Below are 21,679 nucleotides of genomic sequence, written 5' to 3'. Positions count from 1 at the left end.
TCCGCCCGGATGAGCGAAAGCGGCCGCTGACGCGGCTGGTTTACGACTGTCGTCACACGAGTTGCCTCGACCGCTCGGCACATCCCGACCGCGCGGAGAACGACGGCGACAGGCAGGTCTCCTGGCTCGCGGATCAAGGCCGGTGCGCGTCGCCTTCCCAGAAGTCGTTCAGGCCGTGGCCTTCCGGACCGCCAGTGGCGTATGACGCGCGGGCTAGCCGCTTACAGTTGCGGGAACAGCCGGAGTTTCACACTCCGTTCCCTTTTGATCCCCTTTCGGGGAACCTGACGCGACCGTGGCAGTAGGACCGCGCGCCCCAGAGGTCAACCGGAGACGATCAATGAGCCTGACCCTGATCCTCGGCGGCGCCCGCTCGGGAAAAAGCGCCTACGCCCAGAAACAGGCCGAACAGGCGGCGGCGGAAACCGGCCGCCCTCCCCTGATGATCGCCACCGCCGAGGCCTTCGACGACGAGATGCGCGACCGCATCGACCGTCACCGGCGCGAACGCGGCGACAGCTGGCGCACGCTGGAAGCCCCGCTGGATCTGGCCGCCGCCGTGCGGGGGTTGGGCGCCAAGGATGTCGCGGTGGTCGATTGCCTGACCCTGTGGCTCAGCAATCAGATGCTGGGGGATCGCGACATGCCGGCCGCCGTCGATGATCTGACGGCCGCCTTCGCCGCCTGCCCGGCCAGCCTGTGGGTCGTCAGCAACGAGGTCGGCTGGTCTTTGGTGCCCGACAACGCCCTGGGCCGCCGCTTCCGGGATGAAGCCGGACGCCTGAACCAGCGGATCGCCGCCGTCGCCGACAGCGCCTGCCTGATCGTCGCCGGGATGAAGCTGGACCTCGCCAGGCCCTAGAGCGCGTCGGCGCCTTGGCCGCCGGACGCCGACCTGTCGAACAGACCCGCCATGTCCAGGCGCTTGTTCAGCAGGTTCTCGAGCGTGTAGCCGTCCAGCACCGCCATAAAGGCTCTCAAGGCCTGGGCCAGGGCGCCGGTCAGACCGCAGGCGGGCGCGATGACGCAACTGCCGCAATCCACCAGATCGAACCCGTCCTCGGTATGGCGGACGATCGCGCCGATGTTGATCTCCGCCGGGGGGCGCGCCAGCCGAATCCCGCCCGCACGCCCGCGCACGCTGACCAGATAGCCCGCGTTCACCAGATCGCTGACCACCTTCATCAGATGGTTCTGGGAAATGTCGTAGGCGCTCGCGATCTCGGCGATGGAGCACAGCCGCTCCTGCCGCGCGCCCAGATAGAGCAGCACCCGCATGGCGTAGTCAGTGTAGCGCGTGAGGCGCATTCGGGTCTCCGATCAGCGCGTCAGCCCGCCGCAGGAAAATATATGCATTCTGTTTGCATCTTTCAAACGCGGGCTATAGATGTATTTCCAATGCATCAATGGAGCGAAGCCGATGACCGGCCCGTCGCAGATCAACGCCCCCGCCCGCGTCCCGACCAGGGAACGGGCGCAGCCGCGCCGCTCCGAACGCATTAGCGCGCCGTCCACCGGCTGACGCCGCGCGACGGCTTCCACTTCTCTCACATCGCTATTCTTCAAGGAGACACTGATGTCGCAAGCCCTCAGCGAGCGCACGATCGCGCTTGTCAAAGCCACCGTTCCTGCCCTCGAAGCCCACGGCCTCGACATCGTCCGCGAGATGTATTCGCGGATGTTCCAGAACCCCGAGATCCGCGACCTGTTCAACCAGTCGCACCATGACACGGGAGGCTCCCAGCCCCGCGCCCTGACCGGCGCCATCCTGGCCTACGCCGCCAACATCGACAATCTGGGCGCCCTGGCCGCCGCGGTCGAGCGCATCGCCCAGAAGCACGTCGGTCTGCAGATCCTGCCGGAACACTATCCCCACGTCGCCAACGCCCTGCTGGGCGCCATCGCCCACGTGCTGGGCAATGCGGCGACCGAAGAGATCCTGAACGCCTGGGGCGAGGCCTACTGGTTCCTGGCCAACATCCTGATCACGCGCGAAGCCGCCATCTATGACGACCTGGCGGCGGCGAAGGGCGGCTGGAAGGGCTGGCGCGCCTTCGAGATCGCCGATATCCGCCCCGAAAGCGCGGTCATCACCTCCTTCATCCTGAAGCCCGTGGACGGCGGCCCGGTGCTGCGTCACCAGCCGGGCCAGTATCTGACCTTCTGGTTCGACATTCCCGGCCACCCGCCGGTCAAGCGCAACTACTCCATCTCCTGCGCGCCGAACGACGAGGCCTATCGCATCACGGTGAAGCGCGAACCGCACGGCCTGGCCTCGGGCTGGCTGCACGACAACGCCCGTCCCGGCATGGTGCTGAAGGTGTCTCCGCCGGCCGGCGAGTTCTTCCTGCCCGAGCAGCCGCAGCGCCCGGTCGTTCTGCTGTCGGGCGGCGTCGGCCTGACGCCGATGGTGTCCATGCTCGAGACCCTGGTCGCCCATCACCCGCAGGTTCCGGTCCACTATGTCCACGGGGCTTACAATGGTCGGCTTCACGCCATGGGCGAGCACGTCCGCCAACTGACGGCGACGCGCCCGGGCGTTAGCAGCAGCACCTTCTATGAAGCCCCGACGGCGGGCGAGACCCAGGGCTTCGACTATGACCATGCCGGACTGATCGACGGCGCCTGGCTGGCCGACAAGACCCCGATTCAGGAAGCCGACTACTATCTCTGCGGCCCCCGCCCCTTCCTGCGCGCCCTGGTCTCCGACCTGACGCAGGCGGGCGTGCCGGCCGACCGCATCCACTATGAGTTCTTCGGCCCCGCCGACGAACTTCTGGCGGCCTGACGACGATCTCCCTCCAGGCCGCGCCTTCGTGCGGCCCGGAGGGGCTCAGGACGCCGCCGCTCCGACGACCGTCTCGTCCGGCAATCGGCGCCGAAATCGTTCGCGATACTGATAGGGCGTCAGCCGGACCCGAAGCTTGAAAGTCTTGCGAAAGGTCGCGACGTCGGCGTAGCCGCACTGGACGGCCACCTCCGCCGCCGGCAGGGCCGTGTCCTCCAGAAGCGCCTTGGCGCGCGCCAGACGCAGGGTTTGCAGATAGCGCGCCGGCGTGCGGTCGGCGGTGTCGCGGAACCGGCGCAGCAAGGTGCGCTGGCTGACGCCGCAGTGGCGCGCCAGATCTTCGATCCGAACCGTCTGCGTCAGCCGCGCATTCAACCAGTCGCGCGCCCTTGCGATCAGATCCTCGCGCGGAGCCTCCATCAGTTGCTCGATCACAAAGGGGGTCTGGGTCTGCCGGTCCAGATCAAGTAGCAGGAATTTGGCGCAGGCCCGGCGCAGGTCCTCGCCGGCGAACCGCTGGACCAGCCATAGCGCGAGGTCGTGATAGGACGTCACCCCCGCCGCCGATACGCAGACGCCGTCGGCCACGATGCGGCCGTCGGCTTCCAACCGCACGTTCGGAAAGCGGTCATGCAGGGCGGGCCCCAGCCACCAGCTGGTGGTGGCGCGCCGTCCGTCCAGCACGCCCGCCGCCCCTAGCATGAAGACCCCGGAACACGAGGCCAGGACCGGCGCGCCCGACGACGCGACCTTCGCCAGCCACGCCGCCTCGGCGTCCAGCGGGGTCAGCGCGCGCAGCAGATCGGCGACGTCGCGGTGGTGCACGCCCGGTACGATCACCGCGTCGAGCGTCGCGCTTTCGGCTGGAACGGTCTCGACCCTCAGGTCGCCGGCGGTGCGGCGCATCCCGCCCCCGATCGAAACGAAGCGGGCTTCTAAGGCCACCGGCTCTGACGCCGATCCGGCGGTCGACAGGGCTTCGACAATGCGAAAGACGTCCAGGGGCGCGGTCAGGCCGCTTTCCTGGCAGCCCTCGAACACCAGGATTCCGACCGTGACCTTGCGCATCGTCGCCTCCACGACTTGGCGAATTTAGCCATCATATTGTCAAATCCGCCACTATCAACACCCCGCTCAGGAGGTCAGGTTCCCGCCACCTGGTTCAAGGAGCCCCCTCATGATCGCCTATCCCGCCCTGCCCGTCCTCGCCCTCGCACTCGCGGCCCTGTTGTTCAAGTCGACCCTGCTCAGCGCCGCGCAGGTGGTGAGCCGAGCGCGAGCGCGCACCTTCCTCGTCCCCGAGGACGCCCGGCTGATGCGGACGACCGTGACCGACCGCGAGGCCCCCTTCGTCGTTCGCTGCGGCGCCGTATGGCGCAACGATCTCGAGAACATCCCCTTTTTCCTGATCGCCGCCCTGACCTTCGCCCTGCTGGGCGGAGCCGCCGATGCGGCGGCCTGGTGGTTCGGCGCCTTCGTCGCCGTGCGATACCTGCACACGGCGATCTATCTGCGCGGCCTGCAGCCGGCCCGCACGGTCGCCTACCTGACCGGCCTCGCCCTGACCTGGGGCGTGGTCATCTCGAGCCTGGCCCTCGCGGCCCGCGCCCTCTGACGGCCGCCCCAATGCCCCGATGGATCCTCAGGATCATGCTGGACGGCGAGCGACGCCTTCGCAACAGCTGATGGATCGTCGCCTTCCTCGCCCCGCTGGCGGCGCTGCTGATCCCCGCGATCCTGGCGTCCGCTCGCTGCGTCGCCGCCCCGTCATCGAGATCGTCGGCCGTCCGGGCTGGCGCTGGGCGCGCCAACTGGCGGTCGGCGCGATCCTGGGCGGCGTGCGAATGCGCTCGACCGCCAGGCGATGACCACGCTCAACCGCCGCGGCTTCGCGCGGGCGCGACTTAGCGTGTCGGAGGCGAACACCCGCGCCCTGCGCTTCTACGACCGACAGGGATGGGCGGTTGCCGGCCCCCGCCCCGACCAGCCGGGCGTGGTCTTCATGGAAAAGACCACCTCGCCGGAATGACGACATAAGGAAGAGGCGAGCCATGAAGGCAGTTCCAGCGACCTCGCCGTCAGCTGGAAAGAAGTGCGCCGGTTCGCCAACCTCTCGATGGCGGTTCGCGAAGGCGGCGTATGGAAACTGCGCGTGGTGCGCGCCTATCCCGTGAGTTGATCGTCCGCGCTGGAGGCGGCGCGGGTTGGCGCCGCCGTCCGCAAGACGTCCGCCTAGCCGCCGTAGCCGCGTCCGCCGCCGCCGAAGCCGCCGCGCGAGACGACCGTGGTGCGGCTCTGCACCCGACTGGGGGCTTGGCGGGCCACGTCGCCGTGTTCGCGACCGTTGGTCAGAGTCTTGCCGGTGCGATAGTCGCGGTAGGTGTAGCCGCCGCCGTAGCCGTTGGAATACTGGCCGTCGCGGTCGCGATACAGCGGACCGCCGCCGCGATAACGCCCGCCGTCCAGCATCTGACCGATGATGAAGCCGGTCAGCAGCGGCGTGAAGAAGGAGCCGCCGCCGCTGTGGTTGGGCTGGCACTGCGACGGTCCCCACTGGCCCTCGCACTCGGACTGGGTGGCGTAGCGCGGCGCCGTGGTCGCAGCCTGCTTCTGCGCCTCGGCCTGGGCCGCGTCGCACTCGGCGTCCGAGATATCGTCGGCGGCGCGGCATTCCTCCAGCGACGTGTAGGCTTGAACCGGCTCGGGTTCCGGCGCAGCGACCTGGGGTGAGCCGCAGGCGGCCAGCGAGAAGCTGGCGGTGGCCATCAGGCTGCTGACGTGCAGGACGCGCGACCGCTTCATGCGGCGCATCGTCCTGGTCTTGGGCAAGTCTTGGGGCAGGTCCCTGGGATCGGTCATCGCGCTCACGCCGTCATGCTGGCGGCGTTCAACAGGCCGACGCCGATGGAGATGGAAGCCAGATAGACGGCGGCGGCGATCTCGCCCGCCTCGATGCGTACCACCAGATTGCGGAAGGCCAGCCGGCTGACCGCCACGAAGACCACGATCTGGATCACGCCGGCCAGCAGGGCCCAGGCGGCGAACTCGGCCAGGCTGACAGTGTGCGACAGGGCCGAGGCCAGCGGCAGGATATAGCCGATCAGCGCGCCGCCGAGCGCGATAGCCGCGGCCGGATTGCCTTCGCGGATCAGGGTGCGCTCATGATAGGGCGTGACCCACTGGTAGATCAGCTTGAAGGCCAGGGTGAAGGCGCCCGCCGCCGCGAAGGCGATCAGGAAGGCGATCGCCCCCTGTTGAAACGTGAACCAGTCGAACATCTTGCTTCTCCCCAGGCGCCGTCAGGCGCGGAACTCGGCCATTTCCAGCGGAATGCCGATCATGATTTCGTGCGTCGTCTCGCCGCCCTCGGGCTGCTGCTCCAGGGCGATCATCAGTTCGCGCCCCCCGGCCAGATCACGCCCGTACAGCATGCAGGTCTGGAAGATCTTGGCATAGGGCGTCGTCGCCGCGCGGTCGTCCCAGATGGTCTCCCACAGGGTGACGGGCGGCTGGATGGCGTCGCTTTCGGAAAACCAGAAGCGCGGATAGTCGGGCAGATCCTCGGCCGCGCCATGAAACACCGGCGCCGACAGACGGTCCCGCCAGATGCGGCGCTCGCGCTCACCCGGCGGATAGGCCGAGGTCCAGGGCACGAACAGGCTGAAGTCATAGCTTTCCGCCCCCGCCTCGTCGTCGCTCATAGCCTGAAGCATGACGTGATCGTCGGTATAAAAGCGGTGGACGAACTGCCCGCCGTCCAGACTGACCAGGCCCTGGGCCGTGATGTCCAGCACGTCGCGGTCGAGGGTGAAATGAGTCTCATCGCCCAGTCGCCGCCAGGCCAGAGGATCCAGCGCCACGGTGCGGCCCACGGTGATGTTGCGAACCGTCGCCAGACGCGACGCTGGCGCGGCCTTGTCCGACTGTCCGAAAAGCTTCTTGAACATGGGCGACTATCTAGGCCTGCTGCGAGCCGACTGCGAGCGAACAGAGTCGATGCGACCGAATGATGCGGATCATGGCCTGAAATTCCGCCCTGCATTGCTCGATGTCAAGCATTCATGTTACGCGTTACATGAAACATGACCAAACTGCCCGCCCCCTCCTCCGCCGCAACCGAGCGCATTCGTGCGTGGCGACAGGCGCGCCGCGAGGCCGGACTGGTCAAGCTGGAACTCTGGGTGCCCGAGGCCGCACGCGACGACGTGAAGGCCGCCGTCCGCGCCATCATCACCGATTCGACGCGCGGACCGCATCTTGCCGGACGAGACCTTGCCGGTCGGGCGCGCCGCCCCACCTCTGATCCCATCACTTCTGGAGACGACCACCATATGGACGCCGTGATCGAAACCCCCTGGACCGTGCCGGCCATCAAGGCGGCGCTGGACGCCTCGCCCCTGGTCCGCGAGGGCGAGATGACCCTGCGCGTGCTGGAAGGAGCCGACGCTGTTCTGCTGGCCACCATGCACGAGTATGGGGACCTGCCAGTCTATCTCAGCGTCGGCGGCGCCCAGATCGTCTGCTCGGTGCTGCTGTGGCCCGTGGCCGAACAGGCCGACCGCCACGCCTTCAACGAGTTTCTGCTGAAGGCCCAGCGCGTGGTGCCCCTGTCGAACTTCGCCATCACCAATGTCGGCGGCGAGGACGTCTATGAGCTGATGGGCGAACTGTCGTGCAAGACGACCCTGCAAACCATCCTGATCGAGTTGCGCACCTTGGCGGAAAACGCCATCGACGCCACCGAACTGCGTGAAACCTTCGGCGCCGACGCCGCCTGATCCCGGAAACCGACCATGTCCATGCTCAGAAAACTTTCCGCCCTGTTCCGCGGCACCGCCCATGACGCAGCCCAGGGCGTCATCGACGCCAATGCGCTGAAGATCCTCGATCAGGAAATTCGCGACGCCGACAACGCTCAGGGCAAGGCGCGCGACGACCTGGCCGGACTGGTGGCGCGCCGTCGCATGGCCGAGAATGAAATGGCCAGCTTCCACGACCAGATCGCCAAATATGAAAGCTCGGCCCGCTCTGCCCTGGGTCAGGGCAAGACTGATCTGGCGCGCGAAGTCGCCGTCCGCATCGCCGAACTGGAAGTCGAGATTTCAAGCCGCGGCCCGCTGATCGAGGACATGAAGACGGCCGAGGCGCGACTGCGCACCGCCATCGCCTCGACCGACCAGAAGATCGAGACGCTCCGCCGCGAGATCGACATCGTCAAGGTTAACGAGTCCGTCCAGCGCGCCCAGACCTCGGTGGCGCTGAACTCGGCCGGCGCCCAGTCGCGCATCGGCTCGGCCGCCGACAGCCTGCAACGCATCAAGCAGCGTCAGGCCGTGCAGGAAGAAAAACTGCGCGAGAACCAGGCCCTGGAAGACCGCCGCACCGGCGCCGATCTGGACGCCAAGCTGCGCGACGCCGGCATCCTGCCCGGCCATTCCTCGGCCGACGACGTCCTGGCTCGCCTGACCCAGAAGGACGTGACCATTGTCACCCCGCGCATCGGTCAATCGACGCCCGACAAGGACCCGGCCTGATCCATGCAACGTCTGCGCCTTGATCCCCGCCCCGACTGGGACGCCCAGGCCGACAGCCTCGGTTTCACCTGGCGTCACACCGGCGGTGAACTCTATTGGGACGAAACCGCCGCCTATGCCTTTACGATGGCCGAGGTCGAGGACGGGATCGAGGCGCCGACAGAGGAACTGCACGCCATGTGCCTGGACCTGGTCGCCGAGGCGGTCCAGTCCGAACGGCTGATGGAGCAGCTCGACATCCCCGAGCCCATGCGGGACTACGTCGCCGACAGCTGGAAACGGGGCGATCCGTCGCTCTATGGGCGCTTCGACTTCGCCTATGACGGCACGGGTCCGGCCAAGCTGTACGAATACAACGCCGACACCCCGACCAGCATCTATGAGACGGCGGTGTTCCAGTGGCTGTGGCTGGAGGATCAGATCAAGGCCGGCGTCCTGCCCGCCGACGTCGATCAGTTCAACAGCCTGCACGAGAAGCTGGTCGATCGCTTCCGGGCCATCTTCCCCAATGGCGGCTTCGTGCATTTCAGCTCGGACGCCGACTTCGTCGAGGACCGCCAGACGGTGCGCTTCCTCGAAGACCTGGCCCAGCAGGCCGGGCTGGACCCGCAGTTCGTCGCCATCGACCAGATCGGGCTGAACGCCGACGGTCAGTTCGTAGACCATGAGAACTGGATCATCCAGGCGATGTTCAAGCTCTATCCGTGGGAGCAGATGCTGCGCGACGACTACGCCGCGCCCCTGCCGACGGCGGGGGTGACGGTGCTGGAGCCGGCGTGGAAGAGCCTTTTGTCCAACAAGGGCATCCTGCCCCTTTTGTGGGAACGCCACGCGGGCCACCCCAACCTGCTGGAGGCCTATTTCGAGGACGATCCGGCCCATTCAGCTCTTGGATCATCCTACGTCCGCAAGCCTCTGTTTTCGCGCGAAGGCGCCAACGTCGAACTGATCGAACAGGGCCGCAGCGCCGCCGAGGTCATCGACGGCGGCTATGGCGGCGGTCGGTGGATCCGTCAGGCCCTTTGCAACCCGCCCCGCTTCGACGGCAACCACGTCATCGTCGGGTCCTGGGTGGTCGGCGACGAGGCCGCCGGCATGAGCCTGCGCGAAGACACAAGCCTGATCACCCGCAACACCTCGCGCTTCCTGCCGCACTTCATTCAGGACTGACGCAGCGTCGGGGGCGATCAGCCGGCGGTTGAACGGCAGTGATCCGCGAAACCACCGATGAAGCGGGCCAGACGGCGGCGGGCGTCCTCGTCGATCAGCCTCCCCTCCGCATCGAAGGCTGAGCCCGCGTGCGGGATCAGCAGTCGCCCGCCGAACCAGGGGGCGGTCCCCAGGGTGCGCAGGACCGGCAGCCAAGCCGCCTGGCTCATCACCGTGCCGAAGGGGCCGGGCGAGGCGCCCAGCACCGCCACCGGCCGCCCGCCGAACACCCGCTCGATGTCCGAGGCCGGGCGGCTAAGCCAGTCGATGGCGTTCTTGAACACGCCGGGAACGCCGTTGTTGTACTCGGGCGTGAACAGCAGCAGGCCGTCGCTGCCGGCGATCAGTTCCTTCAGCGCCACCACCGCCTCGGGCAGACCCTGATCCCGTTCGACGTCGCCGTCGTAGAGGGGAATGCCCCGGATCGAGCCCTCGATCAGTTCCACGCCTTCGGGCGTCAGGCCCTGCGCCGCGCGCAACAAGGCGCTGTTATAGGAGGCGGCCCGCAGGCTGCCCGACAGTCCGACCAGACGCATCAGTCTATCGTCTCCGCAAAGGCATAGGGGGTCGCGCGCAGCGACGCGGGGGTTTCACCGTGAATCTGCTGGGCCGCGCAACCCTCGGCGAGAAAGTCCAGCAGCAGCCGCACCGACGGCAGCAGCCCCCGCCGCGACGGGAAGACCGCGTGGACGATCCAGCGCTTGGGCCGCCAGTCGGGCAGCAGGTCGATCAGCCGCCCGGCCTCCAGATCGCCCGCCACCGCCACGCTTGGCAGCAGGACCAGGCCCAGCCCCCGCAGCGCGCCCTCGTGCAGCATGTGGAGGTCGTCCGTCACCAGACGTGGCCTATGGCGCACCGAGGCGGTCATGCCGCCGCGATGATGCAGGGCCCAGACATGGTCCCCGCGCGCCGGACCGAAATCCAGACTGGGCCAGTCGGCCAGGTCCGCCGGCCCGGAAGGCGTAGCGAAACGCGCCATCAGATCGGGCGAGGCGACCAGACGGTGCACGCTCTCGTCCAGCTTGCGCATGACCAGATCCGTCTCCTCCAGCGGGGGCTCGCGCACGCGGATGGCCAGGTCGAAGCCCTCGCCGATGACGTCGACCCGGCGGCTGGTGCTGTGCAGATGCACCTCGACCTCGGGATGGAGGGCCATGAACCGGGCGATCAGGCCGCCCATCTGATAGGTCAGCAGCCCCGGCACGCAGGCCACGCGAATGACCCCGCGCGGCTGGGCGGTGACATTGTCGATCACGGCCTGGGCCGCCTCGGCCTCGACCAGCATGGCCAGGCAGTGCTGGTAGTAGGCCTGACCGATCTCGGTGACGGAAAACTTGCGCGACGAGCGGTGGATCAGCCGCGTGCCCAACTGGTCCTCCAGCGCGGCGACCCGGCGGCTCAGTTTGGACTTCTGCATCCCCAGGGCGCGCGCGGCGGGCGCAAAGCCGCCGTGGTCCACCACCTGGACGAAGTAATAGAGGTCGTTGAGGTCCCGCATCGTTCTATTGATAGAACGCAGCGAGGCGATTTCGCAATCTCCCGCGACCGGCGTTCCAACGTCATAAAGTCTCCAACGCGATCGGCGAGGCCCGGTCGCCACAGGAGACACACCATGAAGAAGGTTCTGGGACGTTACGGCAATGATCGCGGCCACTGGGTCGGCGACGGCTTCCCCGTTCGCTCGCTGTTTTCCTATGACGCCGTGGGCAAGCAGGTCAGCCCCTTCCTGCTGCTCGACTATGCCGGTCCGCACAATTTCGAGCCGACCGACAAGCGGCGCGGCGTCGGCCAGCACCCCCACCGCGGCTTCGAGACCGTGACCATCGTCTATGACGGCGAAGTCGAGCACCGCGACTCCACCGGCCAGCGCGGCACTATCGGCCCCGGCGACGTCCAGTGGATGACGGCGGGCGGCGGCATCCTGCACGAAGAGTTCCACTCGCCCGCCTTTGCGCGGACCGGCGGCCCCTTCCGCATGGTGCAGCTGTGGGTCAACCTGCCCGCCAGGGACAAGATGACCCGCCCCGGCTACCAGTCGATCCTGAACGCCGACATTCCGTCGGTCGTCCTGCCTGATGACGCCGGCACGGCCCGGATCATCGCCGGTCAGTTCGGCGCGGACGCCAAGGGTCCGGCCAGCACCTTCACCCCCATCAATGTGTGGGACGTGCGGCTGAACCGGGACGCCGAGACGACACTCAACCTGCCGGAAGGCCACACCGCCATCGTGGTGGTCCTGTCGGGCCATGTCACCGTCAACGGCGACCAGCCGGCCGGGTCCGCCGAGGCTCTGCTGCTGGACCGCCAGGGCGACAGCGTTACTCTGAGCGCCGACGCGGACGCCGTGCTGCTGATCCTGACCGGAGAGCCGATTGACGAGCCCATCGTCGGCTACGGCCCCTTCGTGATGAACAGCGAGGACGAAATCCGTCAGGCGGTCACGGACTTCAACAGCGGCCGCTTCGGCGACATCCCCGCCGCCTGATCCGGCTCACGACCCCCACTCACAACAACGTCAGGCCCGGCCTTCGGACCGGGCCGCAACCCCCGCCCCCACCGGACATTTGTCCGGACGCGGCCCCCTGCCTGAAAGGAACGCCCCATGTCGACTTCCGCCCCTGCCAACTTCAACGGCCAGCGTCCGGTCATCGACCCGAACGACGCCGTCATGCTGTTGATCGACCACCAAAGCGGCCTGTTCCAGACCGTGGCCGACATGCCGATGACCACCCTGCGCCGCCACGCCGCCGCCCTGGCCTCGATGGCGACCCTGGCCAAGCTGCCGGTCATCACCACCGCCTCGGTGCCGCAGGGGCCGAACGGCCCGCTGATCCCTGAGATTCACGCCAACGCTCCCCACGCCCAGTATGTGGCGCGCAAGGGCGAGATCAACGCCTGGGACAATCCCGACTTCGTCGCTGCGGTGAAGGCGACGGGCCGCAAGACCCTGATCATCGCCGGCACCATCACCAGCGTCTGCATGGCCTTCCCCGCTATCAGCGCCGCCTATGAAGGCTACAAGGTCTTCGTCGTGGTCGACGCCTCGGGCACCTATTCCAAGATGGCCCAGGAAATCACCCTGGCCCGCGTGGTCCAGGCCGGGGTCGTGCCGATGGACATGGCCGCCGTCGCCTCGGAACTGCAGAAGACCTGGCATCGCGACGACGCCGCCCAGTGGGCCGCGATCTACACCAACATCTTCCCCGCCTATCAGCTGCTGATCGAGAGCTACGGCAAGGCCCAGCAGGTCGCGACCGATCACGAAACCCTGGACTCGCAGCGGTCCTGACGTTTCCCGTCGGCCTCGCCCCCGCGGCGAGGTCGGCCCCTTCTGCACCCCCACCCCGGAGCCTTCAACATGGCCAGCGAACCGATCCGCGATCCCGTCGCCGACGACCTTCTGACGCCTCAGAATTCGGCCTTCGTCATCATCGACTACCAGCCGGTTCAGGTGAACTCGATCGCCTCGATGGACCGCCAGCTTCTGGTCAACAACATCGTCGGCACGGCCAAGGCCGCCGTCGCCTATGGGCTGCCGATCGTCCACTCGACGGTCAATGTGAAGACCGGGCTGAACAAGCCGCCGATCCCGCAACTGCGCAAGGTTCTGGCCGACTATCCGACCTATGACCGCACCACGATCAACTCCTGGGAGGACGTGGAATTCCGCAAGGCGGTCGAGGCGACCGGCCGCAAGAAGCTGATCATGACCGCCCTGTGGACCGAGGCCTGCCTGACCTTCCCGGCCCTGGACGCCCTGCGCGAAGGCTATGAGGTCTATGTCGTGGCCGACGCCGTCGGCGGCACCTCGGTCGCCGCCCACGACATGGCCCTGCGCCGCATCGAGCAGGCGGGCGGAAAGATGATCTCCGTGCCTCAGCTGTTCTGCGAACTGCAGCGCGACTGGAAGCGGGCCGAGACCGTGCCCGCCTTCATGAACCTGTTCATCGAGACCGGCGGCACAGCCGGCATTCAGTTCTCCTACGACCGCGAATAGACTTTTCCGCCTCTCGGCCGTTCGGTCGGGAGGCGGTCTCTCGCGCCAGCCCCAACACCAAGGGTCCCCGATGATTGAATTGATAATCGACCAGCGCCGCAAGGATCTCGGCGGGTTCGAGGTGGGCCGCGTCCTGCCCCATGCCCGACGCCGCATGGTCGGCCCCTTCGCCTTCTTCGACCATATGGGGCCGGTCGATATGCCTGCGGGCCTTCCGCGCAGCGTCGACGTGCGCCCGCACCCGCACATCGGCATCTCCACCCTGACCTATCTGTTCGAGGGCGAGATCACCCACCGCGACAGCCTGGGCGTCCAGCAGGACATCCGCCCCTCCGAAGTCAACTGGATGACGGCCGGCAGCGGCGTGACCCACTCCGAACGCTTCGAGCGCGCCCGACGCGAAGGCGCCCGTCTGGAGGGCATCCAGGCCTGGGTCGCCCTGCCGAACGGCCAGGAAGAGATCGCTCCCTCGTTCCAGCACGTCACCCCCGGCGAGTTGCCGACCTGGATTGAAAGCGGCGTGAAGGGCCGTCTGGTCGCGGGCGAGACCCTGGGCATGAAGGCCGGCGTCAGCACCTTCTCGCCCCTGCACTATCTGCACCTGGAGCTGGAGCCCGGCGCCCGCTTCCAGACCCCGACCGACCATTCCGAAAGCGCCGTCTATGTCGTCCAGGGCCTGGTCGAGATCGACGACGGCCGCCCGATCGGCCACGGCCAGATGGCGGTGCTGGAGAAAGGAATCGCCTCGGTCGTCTGTGCGCTGGAGCCCTCGACCGTCATGGTGCTGGGCGGCGAGCCGGTGGGCGAACGCTTCATCGAGTGGAACTTCGTCTCGTCGTCGAAGGACCGGATCGAACAGGCCAAGGCCGACTGGCGCGCGGGTCGCATCAAGCTGCCTGACATGGATGATCAGGAGTTCATTCCCCTGCCGCCCGACCCGGCCGAAACCGCCAATCCCATGTCCTGACCGGAGCGCCCTGCATGGCCGTCGCCCACGCCCACATTGGAACCGCCCGCTATCGGACCTCGATCCGAACGGGCGGCGACCTGAAGCACGAACTGACCGCCGACGAGCCCGAACGTCTGGGCGGCGCCGACAGCGGCCCTGCCCCCTTCGACCTGCTGGTCTCGGCCCTGGGGGCCTGCACGGCCATCACCCTGACCATGTACGCCGAGAAGAAGGGCTGGCCTCTGGAAGGGCTGGACGTGCATCTGGAATACCTGGGCGGCGAAACCCCGCCGCGCATCGAACGGGTGCTGACGCCCGCCGGCCCCCTGGACGAGGATCAGCGCGCCCGCCTCGCCGTCGTGGCGGAACGCACCCCCGTCACCCTGGCCATCAAGAACGGCGTGCCGGTGCACACCAGCCTGGCGACCTGAGACACCGACGGCATGGTCAGCATCATGCTGACTGTAGCGCGGGCTCGTCGAGGGCGTCGCGAACGGCGGGAAGACGGTTACGGCTGATGGGCAGGGGCGCGCCTTCCTGCATCAGCAACCGCCCCCGTCCACCGTCGCGCTCGAAGCCGCGGACGTGTGCGAGGTTGGCGATCACCGAGCGGTGGACCCGCAGGAAGCTGGCCGGCAGGTCGGCTTCGAGCCGATCCAGACGCGCGGCGTGCAGCAATCGCCGCCCGTTCGTCAGTTGCAGTTCGACATAGTCGTCCGCCCCGACCACGGCCAGGATGTCGCCTAGCGGCACCCGCTCGACCCCGCGCGACGAGGCCACCGTCAGGCAGTTCGGACGCGCCGCGGCGCGCGTCAGCGCCGCCTCCCGCGCCTGGTCGGCGCGGCCCAGCCGCACGACGTCGGCCATCAGAAGAGGAAGGACGAGGCCCGTTGCGAACAGGAAGTAGGACAGGTCGACCAGCCAGGTCGGGAATAGCAGGCCGACCCCGATGAAGACGGCGAGATAGGCCAGAATCGGCCGCGCGCCGGGCTGACGACGGCGCACGGCGGCGGCGGCCACGACGATGGAAAGCGCCAGGCCGACCATCAGGGCCAGAAGCGTCTTCAGGTCAAAACCGGGCGCGAGGCTGGTCGCCGCCACGGCCGCCGCGGCCAGAAGGATCAGCCGACCGCGCGCCTGCGGCCAGAAGCGCGACACGACATAGGAAACCAGCATGACCGCGAAGGCGGCGCTCAGAACCCAGATGCCGACCAGCCGCAGACCGTGGACGGGATAGGCATAGGGAACCAGCGCCCGCAAGCTCTCCAGAATCGCCTGCAGACCCGCGACCCCGGCCAGGGCCGCCAACGCCAGGCTCGAGCCCGTGCGGCGCAGGCTGTAGATGACGGTAAAGCCGAAGGCGGCGGCGAACAGCGCGCCGGCGGCGATGAAAGCGATCGCCACCGGAACCGTGCGCGACGGCCAGGGATAGGGGGCGACGGCAATGCCCGCGACGGGATTGTCCAGACGCACCACGCCGTGAAACGACGACATGTGGACCACGACGAGGTTGTCGGCCCGACGCCACATCCGTTCGGGGATGGGAAAGGACGCCTCATAGCGGCCGGGCGCTTCCGACGCCGACGAGCCGCCCGGTCGTCCGTTCGCGCCCAGCTTCTGACCATTGAGCCAGGCCTCCGAGGAGGCGGCGCCCACGACATAGAGAGCGGCCGGTTCATCGCCGCTCGGCCGTTGCACGACGGCGCGCAGCCACAGCTCCTTCCCTTGCGGATCGATGACGCCCCCGACCGGGCGGCAGTCGTGCAGAACCGGCGTCGCCGCCCCCGGTTCGCCCCGACACGCCTGCCAGTCATAGCCCTGATCCTGCGCTCGCAACGCCGTCGGCAGCGAGGTCCAGAGAATCGCGATGAAGAGAATCCGCCACATGGCGGCGACCCTATCGCCATTCGCCGCAAAGCGCTGCCGTTCACCGACGCAGGCAGACCGTTGGCCGAAGCGCGCCCCGCAGCGCCGGAAAGCCTGCTTCAACCGAGGTCATGAAACACACATCCCCGAACCGCCGCTCCATCCTGGCCGCCGCCGGTCTCTCCCTTCCCGGCCTGGCGGTTCTTTCCCGAACCGCCCAGGCCCAGGAGGCTCAAGCCCAAGCCGGAACGTTCCGCTTCAAGGCTGGCAACGGCGAGGAGGTCGACGCAGAACGCGGCTTCTTCGAAGTGCCCGAGGATCGCCGCGTTCCGGGCTCGCGCCGCATTCGCATCGGCTACGTGCGCTTCGCCTCGACCTCGAAAAACCCGGGACCGCCCATCGTCTATCTGGCCGGCGGGCCGGGCGGGTCGGGCCCGCGCACGGCCATGGGGCCGCGCTTCCCGATCTTCATGGCGCTGAGGGAAGCGGCCGACGTCATCGCCCTGGATCAGCGCGGGGTCGGGCTGTCGGGCCATATTCCTGACCGCCCCACGACCACGCCCTTCCCCGCCATGACCCATGCCGGGATCACCGCCTGGTATCGCGAGGAAATGCAGAAGGCCTGGATCGACTGGACCCGCGCCGGCGTCGCCATGACCGGCTACAACACCGAACAGAACGCCGACGACATCGAGGACCTGCGCCGCCATCTGGGCGTGGAAAAGGTCAATCTGTGGGGCATCAGCTACGGCACCCACCTGGCCCTCTCGGTGCTGAAGCGCCATCCGAATTCGATCGGTCGCGTCGCCCTGGCCAGCCTCGAAGGTCAGGATCAGACCGTCAAGCGCCCGGCCCATATCGACATGTTCCTGGACCGCGTGGATCACCTGATGGGGCAGGACCCGGTCGTCCGCGCGGCGATCCCGAACATGCCGGCCCTGATGCGTCGCGTGCATGAGCGGTTCGAAGCCAATCCGGTGACGGTGGCCCTGGCCGCCGAGAACGGCACGGTCGACATTCAGATGGGCGGGTTCGGGATTCAGTACATGGCCTCCGCCATGGTCGCCAATCCGCCGTCGCTGTCCATGCTGCCGAAAATCTACCTGGCGCTCGACGCCGGCAAGACGGACGTGCTTCCGCCGCTATTCCCGCCGCCCCACCGCTTCTTCAACCTCGGCGGCATGTCCGAGGCGATGGATCTGGCCTCGGGCATCTCGCCCGAACGCCTGGCGCTCATCGCCCGCGAGGCGAAGACGGCCGTTCTGGGCGACGCCTTCAACATGCCCATGCCGCATCTGCTGGGCGCCATCCCCGGCGTCGACCTGGGCGACGACTTCCGCGCGCCGATCCGCATCGAGACCCCGGCGCTTCTGGTCGCCGGCTCCCTCGACGGTCGCACCCCGCTGGAAGAACAGGCCGAGGTCATCGCCCAGTTCCAGAACAAGGCCCAGGTTCTGGTCGAGAACGCCGGCCATAACGTCTTCGAGGCTCACCCGGAGGTGCAGGCCCTGCTGGTCAAGTTCTTCAACGAGGCCCCGGTGAGCGACACCAAGCTGAGCCTGCCGCCGCCGACCTTCGCGGTCGCCTGAGGATCGACGGCTAATACAAGCGCGAAGCTTGTGCGGGCGGCCGATCAGTCGAGCCGCTCCACAGGACGCAGGCGGCTTCCCCCCTCTCCAGGGCGCTCAAGCGCCCTGGCTTGAAGCCTGCGCGGCCGCCATCGCGCGCTTGGTCGGCCACCGCAGCCCGAACAGGATCAGGCTGACGCCCGCCTCGACGGCGTGGGCCAGCCAGAAGCGGTCAGCGGCCATGGTTTCCAGCCGCGTGCCGGCCTACCCCACGAGGTTATTCGCCACGAAGAGGTGAAGAAAGAAAGCTCCGATGGCCTTGGGCGCCATGCGCTACGACTACTCCCAGGTGAATTTCGGCGTCGTCCGCGCCTTCTGAGCCAGCCTGCCGCCATACCTCAGAACGTCGCCGTCAACGTCGCCCTGAAGGTGCGCGGAGCGATCGACCAAAGCTGTTCGCTGGGGGTCCCCATCCAGCCGGTTCGGCTGAAGGCGTTCACCACCACCGCACGCAGGGCCAAGTCCCTATCGCCCACGCGCCAGCGGCGGCGGACGCCCAGATTCACCAACAGATACCCCGGCGTCTGCACGGTGTTCTTGGCGTCGACCCAGCGTTCGGAATCATAGGTGACATAGGCGTCGGTCGACCAGGGTCGCGATCAGGCCCTCGAACTGCTGTTCGAACTCCGGACGCAGAGCTTCGCCGTCGAAGGCCGCGCCGTTCAGGTCCAGACGGACCACGCGGTGCAGGCCGGCGCCGAAGTTCAGGCGGGCGAACTTGCCGCGCGTCAGGCGCACCGTTTCCGGGTTGCCCGAGGTGACGCGGTAGCCCGTCGGCAGGGTCCGGTCGTCCAGCTTCACGATGAAGTTGGAGCCGCGGTCCTCGTTCGGGATCATCGGGCAGGTGATGTGATACCGGCCCTCGGCGTCCGTCGTGATCAGCAGACCGCGCGCAGTCGCCAGACGCACCCCCGGCAGACCCGGTTCGCCGTCGTCCTGAACGCCGTTGCCGTTCCGGTCGTCGAACACCTTGCCCAGGATGTCTGTGCAGTCGAAGTCCGGGTCGGGGATCATCCGCACCGTGGCCTCGGCCAGGTTGGAGATGACCTGATCGACGATCGGGTTCACCGCAAAGGCGACGTTGGTGTGCTCGCCCTCGACCACGCCCGAACCGACCACCAGGATCAGTTCCAGACGCTTGGTTTCACCCGCCGCGAAGGTCAGGTCGTTCCAGGTCAGCAGACGACCGTTCTGGATCGGCTCGACCGCCACGCCGTTGATACGGGCGCTGCCCTCGCGATAGCGGAAACCGGCAGGCGTGCGATCCGTCAGGGTCACGCCCGGCACCGTCCCGGCCAGCGTGTTGCGGGCCGTGATGACGTAAGGGACCAGACCGCCGCGCACGACGTTGACCATCGGCGTGGTCTTGGTGACTTCGATCGCCCCCTCCAGGATCGGATCCAGAGGGATGTTGTTGTTGACGACATTGGCCGAAACGCCCGGCGTCAGGTTCAGCGAGAGGACATAGCCGGTCGTCAACGTGCCCGTGGCGCAGTTCTCGGCCGTGCCCGCCGGCGGCGGCCCGTTGCTGGTCGAGACCAGCATGGGGTCCGGCGTCGCATGGACCGTCAGCGGCCCGACGCACGGCGGCAGGATGCTGGACGGCTGGATCGGATTGTAGCTGCCGTTGGGCGGCGTCACCAACAAGGTGTAGACGCCCGCCGGAGCCGCATTGAGCAGCTGGAAGTAATACAGCCCCAGGGCGTCGACGGTCTGGCGCGCGGAGCCCGAGCCACCCAGCAGATGCTGGGCCGGGTCGAAGCCGGTGGGACCGTTGATCTCGACCACCGCGCCCTGCACCGGGGTCCGGCGGACAGCGTCATAGACGAAGCCCCAAGGATCCAGCGGCAAGGACTGCTGCGGGACGGTCGCACCGGGCTGCAGGGTAACGCCCGTCAGTTCACGATCCTTCAGGGTCGCGCCGCCCGCGTTCGAGGTCGAGACGACGCCGTCGACGAAGGTCGCGCCGGTCTCGTTCGGACGGGAGCCGCCGTAGACCGCATTGTTCTGCGGGTGGCGGAAGCGAACCGCATAGCCCGTGCCGGGCGCCACGCCGGTGAAGGCGTAGCCGCCGTCGGCGTCGGTGCGGACCGTGTCCATCAGCACATCGTTCAGGAACAGCTCGACGGTCCAGTCGAACTGAGGGGCCTCGCCGCCGTCGCGTGCACGGTCATGATCGGCGTCCATCCAGACCGAGCCGGAGATGGCTGCATCCGCGCCGCGCTCGCCGAACAGATAGCCGGTCGCCTCGGCTGAAGTACGCCAGCGTGGCGCTGGAGACCCTTTCAGAAGGACACGTGACGGAACTCCACATCGGGCTGAAGGGCACGATGAACCAGATGTTCCTGACCGAACTCGGCAACAAGACGCGCCGCGGCCTTGTCGCTCGCGTCAAGGACGGCTTCTCCGGCGGAGGCCGCTGCTACGGGTATGATCTGGGCGCTAAAGGCGAACTGGCGGTCAACACACGTCAGGCAGGCGTGATCCGTTCGATTTTCGAACGTTACGCCGACGGAGAATCGCCCCGCGCAATTGCGCACAGCCTGAACACCGCACGCGAACCCGGACCTCGCGGCGGGACGTGGACGCCGTCGACCATCCACGGTGACCGCCGTGCCCAGGATGGCATCCTGCACCAGGAACTCTATATCGGCACGCGCGCGTTTAACCGGCGCCGTTATCGCAAGCATCCCGATACGGGGAAACGTTCATCGGTCCTGAACCCGCCCGAAGACTGGATCCGTCAGCCCGCCCCCGCCCTGCGCATCATCGACGACGAACTGTGGGAACGCGTCCAGCGCCGCAAGGCCGAGCTGTCCGCCCTGCCCGCCGCCCACGGCCGCAAACCCAAGCGGCTGCTGTCCGGCCTGATGAAGTGCGACCAGTGCGGCTCTGCCATGACGCTGAAGGGCGGCAAGTATATCTGCAGCGGCCATTACGATCGCGGAGCTGCTACCTGCACCAACAGCAAGGTCATCGCTGCGACCACGGTCGAGCGGTGGGTGCTGGCGGGCGTGAAGACACACCTGGTGTCGCCCCAGGCGGTCGCCATGGCGGTGACGCGCTATCAGGAAGCCGCCGAGGAACACCGACGCATGGTCGAGCGCGAGCGGGCGCCCATGGAGAAGGAGGTGCTCGAGATCGGCCGGCAGCTGGAGCGGGCCCAGGTCATGTTCATGGAGGGCGTGGTCGACCTGAACACGCTGAAGGTGCGAACCGCGCCACTGGAAGCGCGCCGGCAGGAACTGACGGCCTTGCTGTCCGAAGCTGCGCCCCAGACCGTGCAACTGCACCCCGGCGTAGCCGAAGCCTATCAGCGCCTAGCCGAGGATCTGCAGCAGGCCCTGGAAGGCGACGCTGGCGAAGACCTGCGCGCCGAGCTGCGCAAGTTGATCGAGCGCGTGGACTTCATCCCGCTGGACGGCCTGGGCAAGTTCGACCTGCGGGTCCACGGCAGCCTGGCCGTCCTGCTGGGCCTGGGTGGCACCCAGAAAGCAGAAAACCCCACGGCCAAGAGCCATGGGGTTTCTGTAGGTCAGAGCCTCACGTCCGGGTGTGAGGTATCACTGGGTGCGGGAGCAGGATTTGAACCTGCGACCTTCAGGTTATGAGCCTGACGAGCTACCGGGCTGCTCCATCCCGCGGCAAGGCGGTGTGCGAAGGAAGAAGGGTTCGAAGACGATCGGGTCTCAAGTAGCGCGAAGCGCG

General features: G+C 67.6%; 26 protein-coding genes, 1 tRNA gene, 1 pseudogene and 1 riboswitch. Of the genes and pseudogenes, 15 read left to right on the top strand and 13 right to left on the bottom strand.

Translation table 11 applies throughout. The features are described 5' to 3' along the window. Positions 1-94: 94 nt before the first annotated feature. Positions 95-303, bottom strand: a riboswitch (cobalamin riboswitch). Positions 304-340: 37 nt separating this feature from the next. Continuing rightward, a complete protein-coding gene (cobU, locus tag VGE49_RS01445) occupies positions 341-862 on the top strand; it encodes a bifunctional adenosylcobinamide kinase/adenosylcobinamide-phosphate guanylyltransferase (protein ID WP_331032811.1) in 522 nt (173 codons plus the stop codon). Here the strand turns inward: cobU and VGE49_RS01440 are convergent. Beyond that, positions 859-1,308: an RrF2 family transcriptional regulator gene (locus tag VGE49_RS01440; RefSeq protein WP_331032810.1), complete on the bottom strand. Its 450-nt coding sequence runs from the start codon at positions 1,306-1,308 to the stop codon at positions 859-861. The genes cobU and VGE49_RS01440 overlap by 4 nt on opposite strands. Before the next feature lie 268 nt (positions 1,309-1,576). Between VGE49_RS01440 and hmpA the strand changes: the two genes are divergently transcribed. Then, on the top strand, positions 1,577-2,788 hold the full coding sequence (gene hmpA, locus VGE49_RS01435; protein ID WP_331032809.1) for an NO-inducible flavohemoprotein: 1,212 nt from the start codon (positions 1,577-1,579) through the stop codon (positions 2,786-2,788). Between the two features lie 45 nt (positions 2,789-2,833). On the opposite strand, the gene VGE49_RS01430 is transcribed toward hmpA, so the two are convergent. Further along, the gene (locus VGE49_RS01430; protein WP_331032808.1) at positions 2,834-3,856 is read right to left on the bottom strand and encodes a GlxA family transcriptional regulator; all 1,023 of its coding nucleotides are present in this window, start codon (positions 3,854-3,856) and stop codon (positions 2,834-2,836) included. A gap of 109 nt (positions 3,857-3,965) precedes the next feature. Here VGE49_RS01430 and VGE49_RS01425 point away from each other — a divergent pair, with 109 nt between their 5' ends. The 3 genes from VGE49_RS01425 (at position 3,966) to VGE49_RS01415 (ending at position 4,817) form a co-directional block, all read left to right on the top strand. Beyond that, complete coding sequence (locus VGE49_RS01425; RefSeq protein ID WP_331032807.1) at positions 3,966-4,403, top strand: MAPEG family protein; 438 nt, start codon at positions 3,966-3,968, stop codon at positions 4,401-4,403. 70 nt (positions 4,404-4,473) lie between these two features. Next, on the top strand, positions 4,474-4,656 hold the full coding sequence (locus tag VGE49_RS01420; RefSeq protein ID WP_331032806.1) for a hypothetical protein: 183 nt from the start codon (positions 4,474-4,476) through the stop codon (positions 4,654-4,656). Beyond that, the gene (locus tag VGE49_RS01415) at positions 4,653-4,817 is read left to right on the top strand and encodes a GNAT family N-acetyltransferase (protein WP_331032805.1); all 165 of its coding nucleotides are present in this window, start codon (positions 4,653-4,655) and stop codon (positions 4,815-4,817) included. The genes VGE49_RS01420 and VGE49_RS01415 overlap by 4 nt, the downstream gene beginning before the upstream one ends. Before the next feature lie 203 nt (positions 4,818-5,020). Here VGE49_RS01415 and VGE49_RS01410 read toward each other — a convergent pair whose 3' ends face one another. Genes VGE49_RS01410 through VGE49_RS01400 form a run of 3 tightly spaced genes read right to left on the bottom strand, consistent with a single transcriptional unit; the run spans position 5,021 to position 6,735 of the window. Further along, positions 5,021-5,647 carry a DUF1190 domain-containing protein gene (locus tag VGE49_RS01410; protein WP_331032804.1) on the bottom strand — a complete coding sequence of 209 codons (627 nt, stop codon included), beginning with the start codon at positions 5,645-5,647 and terminating at the stop codon, positions 5,021-5,023. Positions 5,648-5,652: 5 nt separating this feature from the next. Beyond that, positions 5,653-6,066 (bottom strand): DUF350 domain-containing protein, encoded by a 414-nt coding sequence (locus tag VGE49_RS01405; RefSeq protein ID WP_331032803.1) that lies wholly within the window; start codon positions 6,064-6,066, stop codon positions 5,653-5,655. 21 nt (positions 6,067-6,087) lie between these two features. Next, the gene (locus VGE49_RS01400; RefSeq protein WP_331032802.1) at positions 6,088-6,735 is read right to left on the bottom strand and encodes a YjfK family protein; all 648 of its coding nucleotides are present in this window, start codon (positions 6,733-6,735) and stop codon (positions 6,088-6,090) included. Between the two features lie 135 nt (positions 6,736-6,870). Here VGE49_RS01400 and VGE49_RS01395 point away from each other — a divergent pair, with 135 nt between their 5' ends. The 3 genes from VGE49_RS01395 to VGE49_RS01385 are packed head-to-tail and all read left to right on the top strand — an operon-like array spanning position 6,871 to position 9,492. Then, complete coding sequence (locus VGE49_RS01395; protein WP_331032801.1) at positions 6,871-7,566, top strand: YjfI family protein; 696 nt, start codon at positions 6,871-6,873, stop codon at positions 7,564-7,566. A 15-nt stretch (positions 7,567-7,581) separates the two neighbouring features. After that, positions 7,582-8,322, top strand: a complete 741-nt coding sequence (locus VGE49_RS01390; RefSeq protein ID WP_331032800.1) for a PspA/IM30 family protein — start codon at positions 7,582-7,584, stop codon at positions 8,320-8,322. Between the two features lie 3 nt (positions 8,323-8,325). Next, positions 8,326-9,492 (top strand): glutathionylspermidine synthase family protein, encoded by a 1,167-nt coding sequence (locus tag VGE49_RS01385; protein WP_331032799.1) that lies wholly within the window; start codon positions 8,326-8,328, stop codon positions 9,490-9,492. Between the two features lie 17 nt (positions 9,493-9,509). Here the strand turns inward: VGE49_RS01385 and VGE49_RS01380 are convergent, their stop codons facing one another. Together VGE49_RS01380 and VGE49_RS01375 are read right to left on the bottom strand one after the other, a co-directional pair. Then, a complete protein-coding gene (locus tag VGE49_RS01380; RefSeq protein WP_331032798.1) occupies positions 9,510-10,067 on the bottom strand; it encodes an NADPH-dependent FMN reductase in 558 nt (185 codons plus the stop codon). Beyond that, complete coding sequence (locus VGE49_RS01375; protein ID WP_331032797.1) at positions 10,067-11,029, bottom strand: LysR substrate-binding domain-containing protein; 963 nt, start codon at positions 11,027-11,029, stop codon at positions 10,067-10,069. Before VGE49_RS01375 ends, VGE49_RS01380 begins: the two co-directional genes overlap by 1 nt. Before the next feature lie 114 nt (positions 11,030-11,143). Between VGE49_RS01375 and VGE49_RS01370 the strand changes: the two genes are divergently transcribed. The 5 genes from VGE49_RS01370 (at position 11,144) to VGE49_RS01350 (ending at position 14,908) form a co-directional block, all read left to right on the top strand. Beyond that, entirely contained in the window at positions 11,144-12,016 is an 873-nt protein-coding gene (locus tag VGE49_RS01370; protein ID WP_331032796.1) for a pirin family protein, read from the top strand. Between the two features lie 117 nt (positions 12,017-12,133). Then, positions 12,134-12,820, top strand: a complete 687-nt coding sequence (locus VGE49_RS01365) for a hydrolase (protein ID WP_331032795.1) — start codon at positions 12,134-12,136, stop codon at positions 12,818-12,820. Positions 12,821-12,889: 69 nt separating this feature from the next. After that, on the top strand, positions 12,890-13,528 hold the full coding sequence (locus VGE49_RS01360) for a hydrolase (protein WP_331032794.1): 639 nt from the start codon (positions 12,890-12,892) through the stop codon (positions 13,526-13,528). 70 nt (positions 13,529-13,598) lie between these two features. Next, positions 13,599-14,495, top strand: a complete 897-nt coding sequence (locus VGE49_RS01355) for a pirin family protein (protein WP_331032793.1) — start codon at positions 13,599-13,601, stop codon at positions 14,493-14,495. Between the two features lie 14 nt (positions 14,496-14,509). Then, positions 14,510-14,908: an OsmC family protein gene (locus VGE49_RS01350; RefSeq protein ID WP_331032792.1), complete on the top strand. Its 399-nt coding sequence runs from the start codon at positions 14,510-14,512 to the stop codon at positions 14,906-14,908. 22 nt (positions 14,909-14,930) lie between these two features. On the opposite strand, the gene VGE49_RS01345 is transcribed toward VGE49_RS01350, so the two are convergent. Further along, positions 14,931-16,364, bottom strand: coding sequence for a LytR/AlgR family response regulator transcription factor (locus VGE49_RS01345; protein WP_331032791.1), 1,434 nt, complete (start codon positions 16,362-16,364; stop codon positions 14,931-14,933). Between the two features lie 110 nt (positions 16,365-16,474). Here VGE49_RS01345 and VGE49_RS01340 point away from each other — a divergent pair, with 110 nt between their 5' ends. Continuing rightward, a complete protein-coding gene (locus VGE49_RS01340) occupies positions 16,475-17,932 on the top strand; it encodes an alpha/beta hydrolase (protein WP_331032790.1) in 1,458 nt (485 codons plus the stop codon). Positions 17,933-18,028: 96 nt separating this feature from the next. Here VGE49_RS01340 and VGE49_RS01335 read toward each other — a convergent pair whose 3' ends face one another. The 3 genes from VGE49_RS01335 to VGE49_RS01325 all read right to left on the bottom strand — a co-directional run bounded on the left by VGE49_RS01335 (position 18,029) and on the right by VGE49_RS01325 (position 20,607). Further along, positions 18,029-18,154: a hypothetical protein gene (locus tag VGE49_RS01335; RefSeq protein ID WP_331032789.1), complete on the bottom strand. Its 126-nt coding sequence runs from the start codon at positions 18,152-18,154 to the stop codon at positions 18,029-18,031. 378 nt (positions 18,155-18,532) lie between these two features. Next, positions 18,533-20,176: an SdrD B-like domain-containing protein gene (locus tag VGE49_RS01330; RefSeq protein ID WP_331032812.1), complete on the bottom strand. Its 1,644-nt coding sequence runs from the start codon at positions 20,174-20,176 to the stop codon at positions 18,533-18,535. Between the two features lie 80 nt (positions 20,177-20,256). After that, complete coding sequence (locus tag VGE49_RS01325; RefSeq protein WP_331032788.1) at positions 20,257-20,607, bottom strand: hypothetical protein; 351 nt, start codon at positions 20,605-20,607, stop codon at positions 20,257-20,259. On the opposite strand from VGE49_RS01325, the pseudogene VGE49_RS14205 reads away from it, so the two are divergent. Beyond that, positions 20,503-20,928, top strand: a pseudogene (locus VGE49_RS14205) (recombinase family protein); the annotation flags it as partial. The gene VGE49_RS01325 and the pseudogene VGE49_RS14205 overlap by 105 nt on opposite strands. A gap of 363 nt (positions 20,929-21,291) precedes the next feature. Here VGE49_RS14205 and VGE49_RS01315 read toward each other — a convergent pair. Continuing rightward, positions 21,292-21,492, bottom strand: coding sequence for a hypothetical protein (locus tag VGE49_RS01315; protein WP_331032786.1), 201 nt, complete (start codon positions 21,490-21,492; stop codon positions 21,292-21,294). Positions 21,493-21,538: 46 nt separating this feature from the next. Then, positions 21,539-21,615: transfer RNA gene (locus VGE49_RS01310), tRNA-Met, on the bottom strand. Between the last annotated feature and the right edge of the window lie 64 nt (positions 21,616-21,679).

Source organism: Brevundimonas sp., assembly GCF_036405315.1.
Classification (GTDB): domain Bacteria; phylum Pseudomonadota; class Alphaproteobacteria; order Caulobacterales; family Caulobacteraceae; genus Brevundimonas.
Note: the sequence above shows the minus strand (reverse complement) of the source record. Positions and strands in the feature narration are given on the sequence as shown.